This window comes from Thiothrix unzii, assembly GCF_017901175.1.
Taxonomy (GTDB): Bacteria; Pseudomonadota; Gammaproteobacteria; order Thiotrichales; family Thiotrichaceae; genus Thiothrix; species Thiothrix unzii.
Genome location: NZ_CP072793.1, coordinates 225,719 through 243,178, shown reverse-complemented (window position 1 = coordinate 243,178; position 17,460 = coordinate 225,719). Strand labels below are relative to the sequence as shown.

The following is a 17,460-nucleotide window of genomic DNA, read 5'->3' as shown; positions in this document are numbered from 1 at the left end:
TAGAGTGTTTTAAGGATGGCGACAACAAGGATTTTACCCAAGGCCGATAACTTCGCAGCGCGAGTGCTGGCGTGGTTCGATCAATACGGGCGCACCGATTTACCCTGGCAACAACAACCCACCCCTTACCGCGTATGGGTGTCGGAAATCATGTTGCAGCAAACCCAAGTTGCCACGGTTATTCCCTACTATCAGCGTTTTATGCAACGCTTTCCAGACTTAGATGCGTTAGCCGCCGCCGCGCAAGACGATGTGTTGAAATTGTGGGAAGGTCTGGGCTACTACAGTCGCGGGCGCAATTTACACAAAGCCGCGCAAATCATCCGCGACAGTTACGCCGGGGTGTTCCCGCACGACATTACCACGCTTGAAACCCTGCCCGGTATTGGACGCTCCACTGCGGCGGCAATTTTGTCACTCAGCCAGGATCAACCCCACGCCATTTTGGACGGCAATGTGAAACGGGTATTGGCACGTTACCACGCTGTAGAGGGCTGGCCGGGCGAAATCCGCACCCTGCAACGTTTGTGGGGTTATGCAGAACAACATTTACCCAATACCCGCAATGCTGCTTACACCCAAGCGATGATGGACATGGGTGCAACATTGTGTACCCGCAGCAAACCGCGTTGCAGCGAATGCCCATTGCAAAACGACTGCCAAGCATTACTACAAGGCAATCCGCAAGCTTACCCCGGTAAACGTGCTGCCAAAGTCTTGCCGGAAAAAACCGCCGTGGCGTTGGTGTTGTGTAATGCGGCTGGTGAAGTGTTTTTGCAAAAACGTCCGCCAACGGGGATTTGGGGCGGATTATGGAGCTTTCCAGAATTTGCGGACAGCGTGCAATTACACACTTGGTTGCAGGAAAATGTTACGCAAACCGCACTAGCCGCGCAGGTATTGCCGACGTTGACGCACACGTTTTCGCATTACCGACTGCATTTGCAACCGTTGCTGGTGGATTTGGACACCACGCCATCAAGGATAATGGAAGGGAGTGGCTGGCTCTGGTATAAAGCAGGCTCAGAACTGGCGGGCGGTCTTTCTGCCGCCGTCCGTAGCCATTTCCAACATTGACACGGCATATACTTGAGGAGAACACATGACACGCATGGTGAACTGCGTCCATTTAGGGCGCGAAGCTGAAGGATTGGCAATGCAAACCTACCCCGGTGCATTAGGCAAGCGCATTTTTGACCATGTATCTCAGGAAGCGTGGGGCAAGTGGTTGCGTCAACAAACCATGCTGATCAATGAATACCGCCTCAGCCCAATCAATCCAAAAGATCGCAAGTTCTTGGTAGAAGAAATGGAAAAATTCTTCTTCGGCGAAGGCGCGAGCAAAATCGAAGGCTTCAAGCCAGTATAAGGTGGAAGACCCTCGCTCCAGTGGGTGAGGGTCTTCACCAATCATTTCGCTAGCGGTTTCCAGATCATGGCTTCCATTTGCCAAGTAGCCAACACGTCTTTGGGGGGAACTGCACCCACCGCACCATTCCAAGTACCGCCAAACAAATATAAAATATTGCCGGTTTGGGGCGCGTAACACAGCACTTTTCCAGCAAGTTCTTCTGTGCCAGCCGCGCATTCTTCGGTTTGCCCATAGGCGTAAATATCAGCAAAGCGCATTCCAATGGTATGCCCTAAACGGTTGCCGATGAGGTTATCTTTAACCATTACCGAAAACACTTTTTGCTGTTTCACGTCGGGGTTAATCACCAGTAGGGTTTTGGTATCTTTGGTGACATCAATCACCGGGTATTTTTGCCCCTTGTGATAATGCAATTGCTGAGTCACATTCAGACCCTGAAAAACGGTGGTAATATCGTGCAAATTAAAAGCAGTTTGCGCATTAATCGGCCCTACCCCGTCCACCGACAGCATTTCCAGCGGCTTGACGGCAGTAGTCTCGGTAGTGCTTTTTTCATTACAACCGCTGATACCGGCGACACTAAGTACTACCAGTCCGATACAAACGATTGAGCGTAAATTCAGCATTGCCCACTCCTTCCTCAAAATTGACAGTCCATTCTTTCATAAAATGCGTCTGCGTGCATTTTTATGCTCCGCTAGTTATAGTCGATAAACTTATCGCCAACCTAAGAAAAACTCATGCCTGAATCCCCCGTTTGGTTAATTGATGCCAGCATTTACGTGTTCCGCCCGTGGTTTATACGCCAACCGCCGGTATTGGACACAGAAGGCAATCCCGTGAATGCGGTGCTGGGTTTTCTGCGTTTTGTTTACAACTTACTGCAAAACGAACAGCCTGTGGAAATTGGATTTGCCTTTGACACCAGCTTGCAAACCTCGGTTCGCAAAAACATTTACCCCGCCTACAAAGCCAATCGTGTGCCCGCACCGGAAAATCTCAAATACCAGTTTGCACAATGCCGTGCATTTTTGGACGCGCTGGGTATTGTGCAAACTGCCAGCGTTCACCACGAAGCCGACGACGTAATCGGCACCTGGGTAACGCAGCAACACGCACGCGGCAAAGCCTGTCAAATTATCAGTGGTGACAAAGATTTAGCGCAATTGGTCGGCAGTCACGATCATTGGTGGGATTACGGCAAACGCACAGCCTTAACCGATGGTGGGGTTAAACGTGAATTCGGGGTATGGCCTGCGCAACTCGCGGATCAGCTCGCGATTGCCGGAGACACCGCCGACAATATTCCCGGCATTCCCGGTATCGGCATGGCAACAGCGGCGAAATTACTGCATAAATTCCACAATATCGACAACTTACTGTCGCGCATTCCCGAAATCGGCCTGATGAAAACCGCCGGTGCAAAACGCCTGCAACGCCTCGTCGAAGAACACCGCGCCACGGTGCTATTAGCGCGGCAATTAACCGGGATTTACTGCGAAGTGCCGGATATTCCCCACGACTTGCGACGTGGGATAAAAGACCCGGTGCGGCTGCAAGCCTTATGCGAATTGCTGGGATTAACCGAACAGCAATTCGCGTTGTGGATGGCGATTTAAGCCGCCATTAATTGGGTATAACACACCACAGCGGTGAATTCGGCAGTATCTTTCGGCGGCTGCTGCGAATCCGGTTGGTGAATCGCCAGCAAATGCTTAACCCCGTGCGCTTGTGCGGCTCGCAATACGTGTAAATTGTCGTCAATAAATAGCGAATGCAGCGGATTATAGGCTTCGACTTCCGCCAATTTATTCCAAAAATCCGGGTGTTCTTTTGGCAAACCTAGCGAGTGCGAGGTAATAATCCGGTCAAAATAGTGCGATAACGCCACGTAACCAAACTTCATCCCCACACTTTTTTGATGCGCATTAGTTAACAGCACCACCCGTTTGCCGCGCGTGTGTAACGACTCCAGAAACCGCTCAACGTGCGCCCGAATCTGGATACGTTCGGCAATTTCGTGCTTTAACGCCACCAAATCCGTGTCTAAATGTTGTTGCCAATAATCGAGGCAATACCATTCCAACGTGCCTTCCATCGCGGTGTAGCGGTCGTGTAAATAACTGCTGATTTCCTGCGGTGTTACCCCGCGCTGTTGCGCCAAGCGCACCGGTAAATGCTCCAGCCAAAAATGGTTATCAAAGTGCAAGTCCAGCAGCGTACCGTCCATATCCAAAAAGACGGTGTGAATGGCATCCCAATCGAGTGAAATGGGCGGGAGGAAATCGCCTGTTGTGGTCGTCATCGTGCTAAAATCCGTGCCTGTCAAAATGCCAACCATACACGAAACCCACGCGGTTGCCACCGTGTACACGCTTGTAGGAAACCATTGCCATGAATACCGCCACCGGTCAACTTTATATCGTTTCCGCGCCATCAGGTGCGGGGAAATCCAGCTTATTGCAAGCCTTACGTGCTCACTTACCCGGTGTCGATGTCGCCGTTTCACACACCACCCGCCAACCGCGCCCCGGCGAACAAGACGGCGTGCATTACCATTTCACCACGGTTAAGGCATTTCAGCAGCAAATCGCCGCCGATGCTTTTTTGGAATACGCACAAGTTTTCGACAATTTTTATGGCACATCCAAACAAGCGGTCAACGGCGTGTTAGCCGCAGGTCACGATGTCATTCTTGAAATCGACTGGCAAGGCGCACAACTGGTACGCCAACGCGCCCCTGACGCGGTAAGCATTTTTATCCTGCCACCCAGCGTTGCCGCCTTGCAAGAACGTTTACAAGGACGCGGGCAAGACAGCGAAGCTATTATTCAACGGCGGATGCGTGATGCACAAAGCGATATGGCGCACTACCCCGAATACGATTACCTGATCATTAACGACGATTTTGAGACGGCAGTGGCAGAACTCGGTAGTATTTTCCGCAGCCAACGCCTCCAACGGGAGCGGCAAACGCAACGTCATGCAGCACTGTTGGATGCGTTGGTTACATCCTAAAAATGCGCTAAAACCTACGAAAACCACCGCGAATTTTCGTGGGATTACTTCGTCATCCCAATATAAAGCATCGCCAGCTTTTCGGGTAAACGGCTGACCTGATCGAGAATCAAGTAGTACTTATGCCCGAAAATACGTGACACGTATTCATCCGCATACGGGTCAAGCGTCAGGCAGAAGGTTTGAATGCCTTGCCGCGCCAGTTCTTCCACCGCTTTTTTGGTGTCTTGGCGTAAGTATTGCGGGTCACGCACATCGTTGTCCGCAGGTTCCCCATCGGTAAGCAACAAAATCAATTTTTTCTGGCTGGCACGCCGCGACAGCAACGAACCGGCATGGCGCAACGCTGCACCCATGCGGGTAGACAGCTTGCCCTTCATGGCTTCCAGCCGCCCTTTGACGGTCTCGTTATAGGGCGCGTCAAAGTCTTTGAAGCGGTAATACTCCACGTCGTGCCGCCCATTGGAGTCGAAGCCGTGAATCGCAAACGGGTCGCCGATTTTTACCAAGGCTTCCGCCAACAGTGCCGTTGCCTCACGCGCCATATCCAGTACCGTTACGCCTTCCTCTGCACCCCGAACCTGATCATTGGTTGATTCGGACAAATCCACTAACAACAGCACCGACAGGTCGCGAATTTGTAAGTGCGTGCGGATATTGATGCGTGGGCTGGGTTGGATACCCCGGCGAATATCCACCATCGCGTGGATGGCGGCATTCAAATCCAGCGTATCGCCGTCTTCCTGATTGCGTTGGCGGATCATGCCTTGCGGTTGGATGGATTCGATCAGGTTTTTAATGCGCCGCACCAGTGGCTTGTGCTTTTCAATCGCCACTTCCAGCACAGTGTGATCACCGCGTTTCGGGCGTTTTTCCAGCACTGTTACCCAGTTGGGACGTTCCAGTTGGGTCTGGTAATCCCATTCAGGGTAATGCACCGGCGATGCCACCGGCTGTTTGCCCTCTTTTTCATTGAGGGTCGTGCCGTCGTCGTGGAAGAATTCGGTTTCCAGCACCCAAATTTCTTGCGCGTCATCGCCTGCGTATTCCACGTCCAGCCCCATGACCATTTCCATCATGCTGACGTATTTGCGCACTTGCTGGGTTTGTCCCGGCAATAACACGGTGTTTTCGGCATCGTCGGGGGATTGCCACAGGTAGCGGTTATCGTCGCGGTAGGGGTTGGTGGGCTGATCCCGACGCGGGTTGTATTTGAAATCCAAGGCTTTAGCCTGTTCCGCCAGTTGCAAACCAATGTCCAACGCCAAAGTTTGGTCGTGTAAACGCTCGGTGTGTTGCGCAAACAAGGCAGTGGCGGCTTCAACCAGCGAGTGATCATCGCGGTAATCTTTGTCCAGCAAGCCACGCGCCATGCGCCCCAACACACTCGCGGCACTGTTGTCTTGCGAATCCGCCGGTAACAGGTTTTTCCACAAGGTCAGCAAGCCGGGGAAGTCCTTCACCGCCAGTGTTTCCACCCGTGCGTCTTCCACTACCCCAACCATTGCTTGTTGCAACGGGGTCAACCCTTGGGCATCGTCATAATAACGGGAATACACGATATGCGCGGCAGTATGCGCAGCCGCCGCGCGGTACACATCCATGCCCTTGGCTTTTTCGCCATTGGGCAGGGTGAAATCGTCAAACGCATCCGGCAGGTGGATAAAACTGGCTTCGATATACGGGCGGTAGCCTTCGCGGGTTTCAAAGTCACCGGAAGTCGGGCGCAAGAAAAAGTCGCGTCCCCACAAGGCGCGTAAATACATAATCAGGCGGCGTTGCACATCGACGAACAATACCCCGCGCTGTTCTTTCTTCAGCACGTTCATTGCCGCGTCGTTTTGTAGCCCGAAATACTCAGCCTGTCCGTTAAAATCGTTGCGGTAAGCGGAAATACCCCACATTGCCCAGCGGCGCAACCCGCCCAGCGTCAGGTGCGCCAACAATACATCGAGCTTTTCCAGCATTGGGCGCAAAGCACGCGGGGCTTGCGCTAACAGATGGTTCAACAGGCTCAGGTAGCCTTTGAACAGTTCGAGTTCGCCCATCCGCGCTGCCGCTGTGGGTGCGGTGGAAAACAACAGCACCAAGACACTGGCACTGGTTTTGGAGAACATCTGAATGGCTGCGGATAACAGTTCGGAAACGGCTTGTTCGCCCACTTCTCTGGCAACCAGTGGGGCCGCTTCCAAGAAAGATTCGACCAAATCCGTACCGCGCCCCAGCGATTTCAGCCCAGCAGCACCGCGCAAATAAGTATCCAGCCCACGTGGGGAAAACACCCGTGCGGCTTCTTGCCAGTTGGCTTCCAGCACTTCTTTGGTGGTATCACCCAAATCATCAATAATGTCCTGATAATCGCTGAGTTGTAACGCCATCAAAGTACTCCTTATTAAGTTACCCCCCCTCCCTAACCCTCCCCCCGCAAGGGGTGGAGGGAATAAGTCAGAGCTTGCAGAATTGTTCTGGCAGAACGGACGAATGGTGATGGGTAATGAGCCATTCTCCGGCACGCGGGCGATACACAAAGGTATAACGTGCGGTCACTTTGCGTCCATCGGCAAACACGAAGGAATACGTACCCATATCCACTGCCATATCCCAGCCGACTTGCACATGGCGTTCGGTGACAGCACCGCGTGGTGAACCGGCGAGAAAATGCTTGAAATAGTCAGCAATCGACTTATGCCCAACGTGCGGCTCATCGGCAACCGTAGGCAGCAATACCGCATCATGGCTGTAACAGGCAACCACAGCATCAACACTGCGGGTATGCAAGGCAGCATCCCAACGTTTGAACAGGGCATCCACATCCACGGGAGGCGGGGTGGTATTGCCAACATAAGCCCCGGTGACAGCACCACGCGGAGCGCGTGACTGCATGGAAGCGGAAGTGGTTACTCTGGAAATCATGGTGTCTTCTCGCAGGTTAATCAGGCCAAACACGCTCAGGGTGCAGCGGGAAACCCGGTTGATTCAGGTCGTCGGCTGCGGCTGGCGCGGCTGGTGCCACTGTGGGTGCTTGCGGCGGTTGCGGTACATCAGCAACGGCTGGAACGGTCTCTTCTGGTACTACTGCTGCTTCGGGTGCTTCAAGCACCACTGGGGCGGCTGCGGCAGGTTTCACCGCTTTGGGTTTGCTGGATTTTGCTGTAGGCATCTGCCAAACCTCGTGGTTAAACCAAATTATTGTTGGGCGAAAGCATCAGCTTCGGCAGCGTAGGCATACTCCGCATCCGTTAAGGCGTCACCTTCCGCATTGATGCTCACGCTCACATGATTGCGGGCGAAATTCAGATTCGGATGCAAACCCGTGCGTTCGGAAAGCGCGGCTAGTTGATCCAAAAACGTGCGTGTTTCAGCGTAGGAGGCAAATTCATAACGGCGGGTCATTGCCGCTGGGCGTTGCTGGACATTCCATGCGCTGCTGGGTTGGGTTGCGGTCATGATAGTGCTCCTTTGGTTGAAGATACCCCTCACCCCAACCCCTCTCCCTCAAGGGGATAGGGGCTAAGAGAATGTTTTCTTGTTCCCCCTCGCCCCTTGAGGGAGAGGGGGCTAGGGGGTGAGGGGTCAGGTTTTACTCCGCCTTAGGCAGAATGGTTTCGACTTCGGAGTGGACGCGGGCAATAATGTGCGCCGCTACCAAACCGTCACCCACGCGCTCACAAGCGTCAGCACCTGCACGCACCGCTGCGTTAACCGCGCCAGTTTCGCCACGAACCAAAACAGTTACATAACCACCGCCAACGAATTGACGACCGATCAGCTTGACTTCAGCGGCTTTGGTCATCGCATCGGCTGCTTCGATAGCAGGAACGAGGCCGCGTGTTTCAATCATACCTAAAGCAACACCAGTTACTTGTGCCATGTTTATTCTCCTTAAAAACGATTAACGATCAATCAAAGTGACTTAGCCGATAACAGCGTTGTCAGGGGTTTCGCCTGCTTTAGGCAGGATGCATTCCACTTCAGAGTGAACGCGCGCGATAATGTGTGCAGCAACCAAGCCGTCACCAACACGCTCACAAGCGTCAGCACCTGCACGGACAGCAGCGTTAACTGCACCTGTTTCACCACGTACCAGTACAGTCACATAACCGCCACCAACGAACTGGCGACCAATCAGACGTACTTCAGCCGCTTTAGTCATGGCATCAGCGGCTTCGATAGCCGGTACCAGACCGCGTGTTTCAATCATGCCTAAGGCAATACCAGTTACTTCAGCCATTTGAATATCCTCTCGTAAAAAATCAGTCATTAATTAACCCAGCGGCGGTCATTCGTCCCAATGGTCGATGATTCCGGCGATGGTCAAATCCGTTAGCACCTTGGGATCCTTGAGCGCGTAACGCGCCGCTGATCCGCTGATGGTGAAAACCCACGCTCCGGGCGGTGCGCCCACCGGATCGCAAGCCACATTCTTAGCGCCCTTGCTGTCCACCAAAACCCGCAAGGACATATTCTTCAAGCCAGGTACGCGCTGGGTGGCGACCAAATCAGACTGTACCCGCATGATTTCCATGTGCTACCCCTTACTCGCCATTCCAGCGGTCGATAATGCCGACGATGGTGAGGTCGGAAGGGTATTCCTTACTGCCAGCGGCTTCGCGAGCGGCAGAGGAACCCACACAAATCACCCAGTCACCGGGGACGCAACCGATAGCATCCACTGCCACTTGCCGCGCTCCGCCAACTTTTTCCTGTACCACTAACAAGCCCTTATGCCCCAGTTCGGCAAGGCGGTTGGTGGATACCAGCGTTTTTTCCACGCGCATGATCTTCATGCCACATCCTCCACAACTTCCACCGGGCTACCGACGGGCGTGTCTTGCACTGACAAATGGCACAGTAACAAACCCTGTTCCACCAATGCCGCGTAACGGCTGCGGATGGCTGCGGCAACCCGCTGGGCTTTCGCCACTGTGCGTTCGCGTGACCCCGGTACACCGGCATCGTAACGGTAGTGAATCGCTACCGGCACAGGCAGACCGTGATTCACGTTCAAGCCTTTGAAAATCTTGATGCCGACATCCATGTCTGCCACGCCTTCTTCCAGCGTGTGCAGGTGGGCGTAATACGCCACATTGCGGATTTGCACTTCCTCGAAACCATCCCCGACGCTGATGTAGCGTTCGGCGTGCCCGATGTCGGCGTATTGCCCATTGTGCAAATCCATCACGTAATCCATCTGTGACAGGTTATTGATCAGCAGGTTAGTCACCAGCCGTCGCATCCCATCATGCGGTGCGCCTTTGCCGGTTCCCCAGCCATGCTGGTTAATCGCGGCTTCGACCGCCTCGTGTACTGCCAAGCCTGCTTGATCTGCTGACAAACCCAGCGTGGCATGGAACAGTACCTTGTTATCCACAAAGCGTTGCGGGGAAAGCTCACCGTTACCATCGGGAATATGTACCCGGATGGCATCGGTGTCGGTATCAACCCCGATCAACAAAATATCTGTGCTGGCACCACAACAGAACGAATTCTCAATAGCCTGGCGGAACTGGTTTAGGCGATCCAGAGCCGCTGCCACCGCTTGATGATCGTTACTCCCGTGGGCAGCACATCCCTCATGGCAGGGGGAACTGCTACTGGTGTGATACACCGCGATTTTCAGGTAACGAGTCCCTGCATCGACGGTGGTTGGCACACCTTCGCGGAAACGGCGTAATTCGGTTGCCATCCAGTGGCGCACGTCCGTTTCCACGTCGAATAATGCCCCGGCATACGCCTTGCGCCGGGTAAACGAAGTCAAAGGCAGACGCAAAATGTAACGCATCAAACCTTTGAGGCGACCATCGGCACAGGGGCTGATGTCCACCGCGTGAAAGCCACAGTCGAGGAAGAAGTTGCGGGTATCCTGCACCGCTTCCACCTGTTGGCGTAAATCGTTGGCAAACTGTTCGGTTGCCAGCTTCAAAGCCTGAAACGCGCAATACGCATACAGGGCTTTCATGTCCACACCGCTGACCCACGCATCGTTGAGGATGCGTTCCGGCAAGCAGTAGCCCAGTTGGGCTTCCGCAATCGCTTGTGCTTGTGCGCTGAAACCGTCCCCCAGATGCAAACCAGCGATGGCTTGCAGGGCAGGGATGATGGCTTCAAAACGCCCTTTAACACTTTCTTCACAATGCGCCAAACGGGCATTGGCGTGTTGGTTAGCCAGCGGGTGGCGGCGAGAACTCGCCACCGCCCCGTTTGCCACAGGTGTTAACCGTGTACCCGGCTCCACCGCCAAGGCAGCCGGAGCTGGTTGGCGTGTTGCCTTGCGTAACGTCTGCGGCTTGCCTTGAGTTCGGCTTGCCAGACGCAATGCTTGCTGGGCTTGACGGCTGTTCACCTGTAACCTCCTAACCTCTTGCCCCACCGGAAACGGTGATCAGCGCACCTTTGCCACTGTTGCCGCTGCTGCCTGTCACGTTAGCGATAGGTGGAGCTTCAGGACGTTCCAGTGACTTATTAGCGTGAGCACTCACCATTGCCATGGCTTGTTGCGCACCACGTAACGTCGGGTTGCGGTTTTGCGCCCACTTCCCTTCGGTACCTGTCATGCGTTGGCTGCGACCCCAGTCGTCGCCGGTGATACGGAGGTTGTCACGTCCGTCACCGGTAACACGCGAGGCTGCGGGTTCGGCACGTTCCGCTACTACCGGCTCGCTGGTAACAGTGGCTGCCACCGGCTGCTGGTAACGGAATTCCGGTGTGCCGGAAACGGTCTGGTTGCCACGATTGCCGGGGCCGGTAATGCGCCCTGCACCTTCGTAAGCATTGCCGGTGACACGTCCGAGTGCCGCCCGTGCCGGTGATTGGACGCTGAAACCTGCTGCCGCTTGTTGAGCAACCTGTTTCGCTTCTGCCACTGCACTGTCTGCACAGCCGTGGCACATCACCGGAGGCGGTGGCAACATGCGCCGCGCCTGCGCCACTTTCACTTTCGCGAAATGGTCAGCCGCGCACTCGTCACAGCAGAAGCCGTGTTCACCTTCGCCGTGTTCATGGTCATGATGGTGGTCGTGACCATGCGCATGATGGTGTTGTGGCGATTCGCTTGCACAATACCCGGCAAAATGTTCCTTGCCGTAGTATTCAGTACCGGTGACGGGCAAGCAGCCGCCACGATCATCACCGGTGAGCTTTGGGCTGTGATCCACCCGATTGCCTGTCAGACTGCGCCCCGCAAGGGTTTGCATCGGATACGCTTTCGGTGGCGCACGATTTGCCACTTGGCTGTCGCCATACTGTGAACCGGTTACTTTACCCACTGCTATCGCCTCGTTTCCTGTGACTTTTTCAGTACGATTGACGAGATTGCCGGTAATACGCTGTCCTTGCTGGCTGTTATCCTCACCCACTTTGGCAGAGCGTGCGGGTGCTTGCGTGTTACAAATGGATTGAAACTGCTCGCTGGACACGTATTCCGTACCCGTTACCGGGCGGCAACTGCCGTATTCATCACCTGTTACCTTGGTCGAACGTCCTACTTCTGTGCCTGTCACTTCACGACCGGCGACGGTGTGTGTTAAGGCAACTTTCTGTGGGCCATTGATCGTCAGGCGTGAAGCACCCGCATCGGAGTATTGCGACCCCGTGATGCTGCGTCCCGCACCCGACTCATTGCCGGTGACAGGTTGCAGGCGTGCTTCATCAACACCCGTTACGGTTAACTGTTTGCGTGCCGTCGTACCAGCCACTACTTTAGGAGCGCGAGTCGTCAACCCTTTGTTTTCACAAAAAGCTGAAAATTGCTCCAGCCCTAAGTACTCTGTACCCGTCACTGCACGGCAACTACCACTTTCATCACCCGTCACATTGTTAGAGCGACCCACTTCTGTACCGGAAACTGCCAGACCGCGACCTGTGACCGTTAACCCGACTTTCGGCGGATTCGGTTCAGGACGTGTCCCGCAAATGGTATCGAAATGGTCTGCACCCAAGTATTCCGTTCCTGTCACCGTGCGGCAGATACCGGATTCGCCCCCAGTAATCGTATTAGCGGTAATACGATTAACCTGAGTACCGGTCACTGCGTTTCCCAACAGGGTCTCGTCAATCTCAACCTTGGGAGGAACACGTTGCGGACGCATCCGTCCGGTGGGACGTGGTGCGGCTGGTGCATCGGGACGTTGCCCCCGTGCGGCTTTGACCCGATGTTGGCGGGCAGCATCGCGACCTTGCGGAGCGACACTCAAGCGTGGGTTACGCCCGTTAGGAGTGCTACCAGGACGACGGGGTACGGCAGATTTGCCTTGCGTTGCCTGTTGCTGGCGACGGTTACGGCAAATGGCACGCACACTGTTACCGCTAACACCTAAGGCATTAGGGTCAGCATCGACCATTTCGCACAACGCATCCATTGCTTCTTCTGTCACCGGTTCACTGCCAAACAGACTGCCGAAGTTGTCTTCCAATGCAGTACTGCTGGAATAAGCGGGAACAGAAGATACAGATGCCACCTGCGGACGAGAACGCTGCCGTGCTTGTGCCTGACTGCGTTGCGCGGCGACTCGGCGGCGTTCAGCCGCTTCATGCGCTTTGTTCGCACTGGCATTGATGGCAACGACAACAGCGGTGGACGGGGCTGCATAAGCTGCCACCGGGGCAGCTTGTACAGGTTCAGGTCGGGTGGATGCCGCAGGTACTGCCTTAACAGCAACTACCGGGCGTGACTGACCGGCACTGCGCTGGGCAGTAGCCCGCCGACGCGCGGCGGCTGCTTCGCGGGCTTTATCCGCGCTATTTGCAGTTTGTGCAGGCATGGTGTCTCCTCCCTGTCAGTCATTAAGCGCGGTACACAACAAAGGATGTGCCTTGGCTTTGGGTGTAGTTGTCGTAACCGATCAGACGCACGTGGTGGTTGGGGTATTCCCGATGGCACGCTTCGATCTCTGACAGGATGCGGTCAACGCTTTGCTCACCGAACATGGGCAGCTTCCACATGAACCAGTAATACTTGTGGGATCTGGCAGGCTCCACGTGTTCGATAGCTGGGTTCCAGCCCTGTGACACGATGTATTGAATTTGCTGGCGGGTTTGGTCTGCCGTCAGCGCAGGCAAGTAAGAAAAGGTTTCGTACTTGACGGTTTGTTTGTAATCCTGAAAATCAGCCATGGTTTGCAACTCCTGTGATTAGCGGTTCTGAACATCAAGTTTGTCAACGGTGTCGAACTCGAACTTGATTTCTTTCCATGTTTCCATGGCAATCTTGAGTTCAGGGCTAGACTGTGCCGCTTTGGTGAGGATTTCCTTACCGTTGCGCTCCAGTTCAACACCACGGTTACGCGCTTCAACGCACGCTTCCAATGCTACACGATTAGCCGCTGCACCTGCCGCGTTGCCCCATGGGTGACCCAGCGTGCCGCCACCGAATTGCAGAACAGACTCATCACCGAAGATGTTCACCAGTGCAGGCATGTGCCAGACGTGGATACCACCGGATGCGACCGCGAATGCACCAGGCATTGAACCCCAGTCTTGGTCGAAGAAAATACCGCGTGAACGGTCTTCTGGTACGTAAGATTCACGTAACAGGTCAATCCAGCCCAAAGTAGAAGCGCGGTCGCCTTCCAGCTTGCCCACGACAGTACCGGTATGCAGGTGGTCGCCACCGGACAAACGCAGTGCTTTGGTCAGTACACGGAAGTGGATACCGTGGTGCGGGTTACGGTCGAGTACCGCGTGCATCGCCCGGTGAATGTGCAGCAACATACCGTTTTTACGGCACCAACGTGCCAAACCGGTGTTAGCCGTCATACCGCCAGTCAGGAAGTCGTGCATGATAATCGGTGAACCGATTTCTTTGGCAAATTCAGCACGCTCATACATTTCTTCAGGAGAAGGTGCCGTAACGTTCAGGTAGTGACCTTTGCGTTCGCCGGTTTGCGCTTCTGAGGTTTCAATCGCGTCCTGCACGAACAGGAAGCGGTCACGCCAGCGCATGAATGGCTGCGAGTTGATGTTTTCGTCGTCTTTGGTGAAGTCCAGACCACCGCGCAAGCATTCGTATACCGCACGACCGTAGTTTTTCGCAGACAAACCCAGCTTCGGCTTGATGGTGCAACCCAGCATGGGGCGACCGTATTTGTTCATTTTGTCACGTTCAACCTGAATGCCGTGCGGCGGGCCGTTACAGGTTTTTACGTAAGCAATCGGGAAGCGCACGTCTTCAAGACGCAGGGCGCGGATCGCTTTAAAGCCGAATACGTTACCGACCAATGAGGTGAAGACGTTGACTACTGAACCTTCTTCAAACAGGTCAATCGGGTAAGCGATGAAGGCATAGAAGCAGGCATCGTCGCCCGGTACATCTTCGATCATGTACGCACGACCACGGTAGTAATCCATGTCGGTCAGCAAGTCTGTCCACACGGTCGTCCAAGTACCCGTGGAAGATTCTGCTGCGACTGCCGCCGCCGCTTCTTCACGGTCAATACCCGGTTGCGGGGTGATTTTAAAGCACGCCAGAATATCCGTATCCAACGGGATATAGTCAGGCTGCCAATAGGTTTGCCGGTATTCCTTCACCCCGGCTTCGTATTTCTTTGCCATCATCTTCTCCTTGCAGAAGTTGCTCTAGGGAATCTTGCTCTGACCTCGGTGCGTCAGATGGAGCAACTATAAGCAAGGGGAATGATCAACTACAGTTAATTGTAAAAATTGTTTTCATAAACTATTATTAATGATAATGACGAGGATTAATAAAAGCTTATGGTTTTTAACTAGGGCGAATAATCTGCCCAGTACGTCCGTCACGAATTTGAGTTGGTTGTAATTGACCTCCCAAGGGAGCATCCAAAACAACCCCCAGTTGCTGATCAAATTGTTGGAGGATTTCTGTCACGCTGCGGGCAGGTTCTTGCCCATTCAGGTTGGCACTGGTGGAGATGAGCGGGGAAACCTCAGGGCGTACTGGTAACAACCACGTAACCGCCCCGGCACGGTTGCTTTTCAACCAAAGAAAGTGTTGACCGCTGCATCCAAGGTGTCACGCATATCCGGGTCATCGGTCAGCGGGCGCACCAACGTCATGGAACACGCTGCCAGCGGGTGTTGTTTGTATTCGCGGTTAATGTGTTCCACTTCAAAGCTCATTGGGTTTTACCCCGGTCTTTCCTCTGATATTTTTCATACCCAAGCACCGCCCAGCGGATCCCCAAACCCAACACCACAGCTCCTACCATCAGCGACCAGGCACTGGGTAATAGTGTTAAAAACAACAAAAAAAACACCAACAAAATGATAAAAACAAAAGGGTCGCAACCCAAGATTGTTTGCTTGTGTGGGCATACAGTTTCCATCGGTTCTACCTCTTGTTGATCGTCTTTCTGCTGTTGCGACATGGTGAATTCCTCAAACTGAGGAGCACTATAAATTAGCTTGACAATCAACTAAAGTTAATCGTTAATATTACTTGGATTAACCTAAGTAAATGTAAATACTCTTGATAAAGCGGACTTAATGATGAACCTGCGTCATATCACCTTGCACCAGTTGCGCCTGTTTTATAGCGTAGGGAAGCATTTGTCCTTTACCCGTGCGGCGGAAGAGTTGCACCTGACCCAACCGGCGGTATCCATCCAGATCAAACGGCTAGAGGAGAGCATCGGTATCCCGTTAACCGAGCAGCTTGGCAAACGCCTGTTCCTCACCGAAGCTGGACGTGAGTTGTTTGAAGCTTGTCGTGATGTTTTGGATCGTTTGCGGGTACTCAACGAAGACATAATTGGCATGGAGGAAGGAGTCAAAGGCCCGCTGAACATATCCGCGATTACCACCGCCAAGTATTTCATGCCGCATTTACTCGGCACTTTCCTCAAGGATTACCCACGGGTAGAGCCACGCCTCACCATTACCAACCAAGCCAAAGTCATCCGCCGTTTGGAAGATAATCTGGATGACTTGGTTATCATGGGGACGATTCCCACCGGCAGTAATCTGGAACTCGCCGCTGAATATTTCCTTGATAACCCCATTGTGGTGATTGCCCCGCCCAATCACCCCTTGGCTGGGGAACGCAACATTACCTTGGAACGCATTGCCCAAGAACGCTTTTTGTCACGGGAAGAGGGTTCCGGCACGCGGGCTGCCCGCATCCGGCTGTTTGCCGAACATGGGCTAGAAGCCAATGTCTACATGGAACTCGGCAGCAGTGAAGCCATCAAGCAAGCGGTCATGGCAGGGTTGGGCATTTCAGTACTGTCGATTCACAATTTGCGCCTCGAACTGGAAGCAGGCTTGCTCACCGTATTAGACGTGCAACATTTTCCGCTAATACGCCGTTGGCACGCAGTGCATTTAAAAGGCAAAAAACTTTCCAATACCTCCAAACGCTTTCTCGATTTTCTGTTGCAAGACGGGGCGCGGATGTGGGAAGACATCAACGTTAACCGCTTGCACTTACCCGCCTATCATTTGAAGCCGTCACCTGAGCCTGATGCCCATGAATAATGTAACCTTACGTGTGTATTCTTTTATTGATTCGTTGCAACCCCAGCTTGCGTCGTATTTGGCGACCTCCTCGCAAGGTTTTTTGCCGATTCCCGGCGATGCCTGTTTGTGGATTGAAGTGGCTCCGGGCATGGCAGTACACCGCCTCAGTGACATTGCGCTCAAAGCCACCAATGTGCGCCTCGGTCAACAGGTGGTAGAACGCGCTTTTGGTTCAATGGAAGTCCATTACCGTAACCAAAGTGAAGTCACTTCGGCGGGCGAAGCGGTATTGCGTGAGATTTACGCTGATGTCGAAAACCGCATGGCGTGTCGCGTCGCTTGGAAAGAAATTATCCGCGCCATTACCCCCGACCACGCCACCCTGATCAACCGCCAATTGCGTCACGGTTCGATGTTGTTACCGGGCAAAAGCATGTTTATTTTTGAAACCGAACCCGCCGGTTACATTGTTTACGCTGCCAACGAAGCTGAAAAAGCCGCGCACGTCACCTTAGTGGATGTGAAAGCTTACGGCGCATTCGGACGGTTGATTATGATGGGCAGTGAGGCGGAAACCGCACAAGCCATGCAAGCGGCGGAACGCGCCATTGCCAGCATTAATGCGCGGGCGACGGCGTAAC

23 protein-coding genes are annotated in these 17,460 nt (G+C 53.8%); 6 read left to right on the top strand and 17 right to left on the bottom strand.

The genetic code is table 11. From position 1 onward, the window contains the following. Positions 1–15: 15 nt before the first annotated feature. Both mutY and J9260_RS01440 read left to right on the top strand, forming a co-directional pair. Positions 16–1,077, top strand: a complete 1,062-nt coding sequence (mutY, locus tag J9260_RS01445) for an A/G-specific adenine glycosylase (RefSeq protein WP_210219291.1) — start codon at positions 16–18, stop codon at positions 1,075–1,077. A gap of 25 nt (positions 1,078–1,102) precedes the next feature. Then, positions 1,103–1,369, top strand: a complete 267-nt coding sequence (locus tag J9260_RS01440; RefSeq protein WP_210219290.1) for an oxidative damage protection protein — start codon at positions 1,103–1,105, stop codon at positions 1,367–1,369. Positions 1,370–1,410: 41 nt separating this feature from the next. Here the strand turns inward: J9260_RS01440 and J9260_RS01435 are convergent, their stop codons facing one another. After that, on the bottom strand, positions 1,411–1,998 hold the full coding sequence (locus tag J9260_RS01435) for a DUF1131 family protein (RefSeq protein WP_210219289.1): 588 nt from the start codon (positions 1,996–1,998) through the stop codon (positions 1,411–1,413). A gap of 114 nt (positions 1,999–2,112) precedes the next feature. Between J9260_RS01435 and J9260_RS01430 the strand changes: the two genes are divergently transcribed. Beyond that, complete coding sequence (locus tag J9260_RS01430) at positions 2,113–2,991, top strand: 5'-3' exonuclease (protein WP_210219288.1); 879 nt, start codon at positions 2,113–2,115, stop codon at positions 2,989–2,991. Here J9260_RS01430 and yrfG read toward each other — a convergent pair. Next, complete coding sequence (yrfG, locus tag J9260_RS01425; RefSeq protein WP_210219287.1) at positions 2,988–3,677, bottom strand: GMP/IMP nucleotidase; 690 nt, start codon at positions 3,675–3,677, stop codon at positions 2,988–2,990. The genes J9260_RS01430 and yrfG overlap by 4 nt on opposite strands. 89 nt (positions 3,678–3,766) lie before the next feature. Between yrfG and gmk the strand changes: the two genes are divergently transcribed. Next, positions 3,767–4,390: a guanylate kinase gene (gene gmk, locus J9260_RS01420; protein WP_210219286.1), complete on the top strand. Its 624-nt coding sequence runs from the start codon at positions 3,767–3,769 to the stop codon at positions 4,388–4,390. Between the two features lie 44 nt (positions 4,391–4,434). Here gmk and J9260_RS01415 read toward each other — a convergent pair whose 3' ends face one another. From J9260_RS01415 to J9260_RS01345, 15 genes are all read right to left on the bottom strand, one after another. Continuing rightward, positions 4,435–6,768 (bottom strand): nitric oxide reductase activation protein NorD, encoded by a 2,334-nt coding sequence (locus J9260_RS01415; RefSeq protein ID WP_210219285.1) that lies wholly within the window; start codon positions 6,766–6,768, stop codon positions 4,435–4,437. Positions 6,769–6,835: 67 nt separating this feature from the next. After that, complete coding sequence (locus J9260_RS01410) at positions 6,836–7,303, bottom strand: SgcJ/EcaC family oxidoreductase (RefSeq protein WP_210219284.1); 468 nt, start codon at positions 7,301–7,303, stop codon at positions 6,836–6,838. A gap of 16 nt (positions 7,304–7,319) precedes the next feature. Further along, a complete protein-coding gene (locus J9260_RS01405; RefSeq protein WP_210219283.1) occupies positions 7,320–7,550 on the bottom strand; it encodes a hypothetical protein in 231 nt (76 codons plus the stop codon). Between the two features lie 26 nt (positions 7,551–7,576). Continuing rightward, a complete protein-coding gene (locus J9260_RS01400) occupies positions 7,577–7,837 on the bottom strand; it encodes a 4a-hydroxytetrahydrobiopterin dehydratase (RefSeq protein WP_210219282.1) in 261 nt (86 codons plus the stop codon). 133 nt (positions 7,838–7,970) lie between these two features. Beyond that, positions 7,971–8,261: an alpha-carboxysome major shell protein CsoS1 gene (gene csoS1 / locus J9260_RS01395; RefSeq protein ID WP_210219281.1), complete on the bottom strand. Its 291-nt coding sequence runs from the start codon at positions 8,259–8,261 to the stop codon at positions 7,971–7,973. A gap of 42 nt (positions 8,262–8,303) precedes the next feature. Next, positions 8,304–8,621 carry an alpha-carboxysome major shell protein CsoS1 gene (csoS1, locus tag J9260_RS01390; protein WP_210219280.1) on the bottom strand — a complete coding sequence of 106 codons (318 nt, stop codon included), beginning with the start codon at positions 8,619–8,621 and terminating at the stop codon, positions 8,304–8,306. A gap of 48 nt (positions 8,622–8,669) precedes the next feature. Further along, positions 8,670–8,906, bottom strand: coding sequence for a carboxysome peptide B (locus J9260_RS01385; RefSeq protein WP_246499572.1), 237 nt, complete (start codon positions 8,904–8,906; stop codon positions 8,670–8,672). A gap of 19 nt (positions 8,907–8,925) precedes the next feature. Continuing rightward, on the bottom strand, positions 8,926–9,177 hold the full coding sequence (gene csoS4, locus J9260_RS01380; protein ID WP_093066212.1) for an alpha-carboxysome shell vertex protein CsoS4: 252 nt from the start codon (positions 9,175–9,177) through the stop codon (positions 8,926–8,928). Continuing rightward, on the bottom strand, positions 9,174–10,733 hold the full coding sequence (locus tag J9260_RS01375) for a carboxysome shell carbonic anhydrase (protein WP_210219278.1): 1,560 nt from the start codon (positions 10,731–10,733) through the stop codon (positions 9,174–9,176). Before J9260_RS01375 ends, csoS4 begins: the two co-directional genes overlap by 4 nt. 10 nt (positions 10,734–10,743) lie before the next feature. After that, complete coding sequence (locus J9260_RS01370) at positions 10,744–13,149, bottom strand: alpha-carboxysome scaffolding protein CsoS2 (protein WP_210219277.1); 2,406 nt, start codon at positions 13,147–13,149, stop codon at positions 10,744–10,746. Between the two features lie 22 nt (positions 13,150–13,171). Then, positions 13,172–13,501: a ribulose bisphosphate carboxylase small subunit gene (locus J9260_RS01365; protein WP_210219276.1), complete on the bottom strand. Its 330-nt coding sequence runs from the start codon at positions 13,499–13,501 to the stop codon at positions 13,172–13,174. 18 nt (positions 13,502–13,519) lie between these two features. After that, on the bottom strand, positions 13,520–14,938 hold the full coding sequence (locus tag J9260_RS01360; protein WP_210219275.1) for a form I ribulose bisphosphate carboxylase large subunit: 1,419 nt from the start codon (positions 14,936–14,938) through the stop codon (positions 13,520–13,522). Between the two features lie 166 nt (positions 14,939–15,104). Next, positions 15,105–15,341 carry a Sua5/YciO/YrdC/YwlC family protein gene (locus J9260_RS01355; RefSeq protein WP_210219274.1) on the bottom strand — a complete coding sequence of 79 codons (237 nt, stop codon included), beginning with the start codon at positions 15,339–15,341 and terminating at the stop codon, positions 15,105–15,107. Further along, positions 15,338–15,481, bottom strand: a complete 144-nt coding sequence (locus J9260_RS01350; RefSeq protein WP_246499570.1) for a CbbQ/NirQ/NorQ domain-containing protein — start codon at positions 15,479–15,481, stop codon at positions 15,338–15,340. Before J9260_RS01350 ends, J9260_RS01355 begins: the two co-directional genes overlap by 4 nt. Further along, positions 15,478–15,729 carry a hypothetical protein gene (locus tag J9260_RS01345; RefSeq protein ID WP_210219273.1) on the bottom strand — a complete coding sequence of 84 codons (252 nt, stop codon included), beginning with the start codon at positions 15,727–15,729 and terminating at the stop codon, positions 15,478–15,480. Before J9260_RS01345 ends, J9260_RS01350 begins: the two co-directional genes overlap by 4 nt. 118 nt (positions 15,730–15,847) lie before the next feature. Between J9260_RS01345 and J9260_RS01340 the strand changes: the two genes are divergently transcribed. Together J9260_RS01340 and J9260_RS01335 are read left to right on the top strand one after the other, a co-directional pair. Further along, positions 15,848–16,837 carry a LysR family transcriptional regulator gene (locus tag J9260_RS01340; protein ID WP_246499569.1) on the top strand — a complete coding sequence of 330 codons (990 nt, stop codon included), beginning with the start codon at positions 15,848–15,850 and terminating at the stop codon, positions 16,835–16,837. Beyond that, the gene (locus J9260_RS01335; protein ID WP_210219272.1) at positions 16,830–17,459 is read left to right on the top strand and encodes a hypothetical protein; all 630 of its coding nucleotides are present in this window, start codon (positions 16,830–16,832) and stop codon (positions 17,457–17,459) included. The genes J9260_RS01340 and J9260_RS01335 overlap by 8 nt, the downstream gene beginning before the upstream one ends. Position 17,460: the final 1 nt, after the last annotated feature.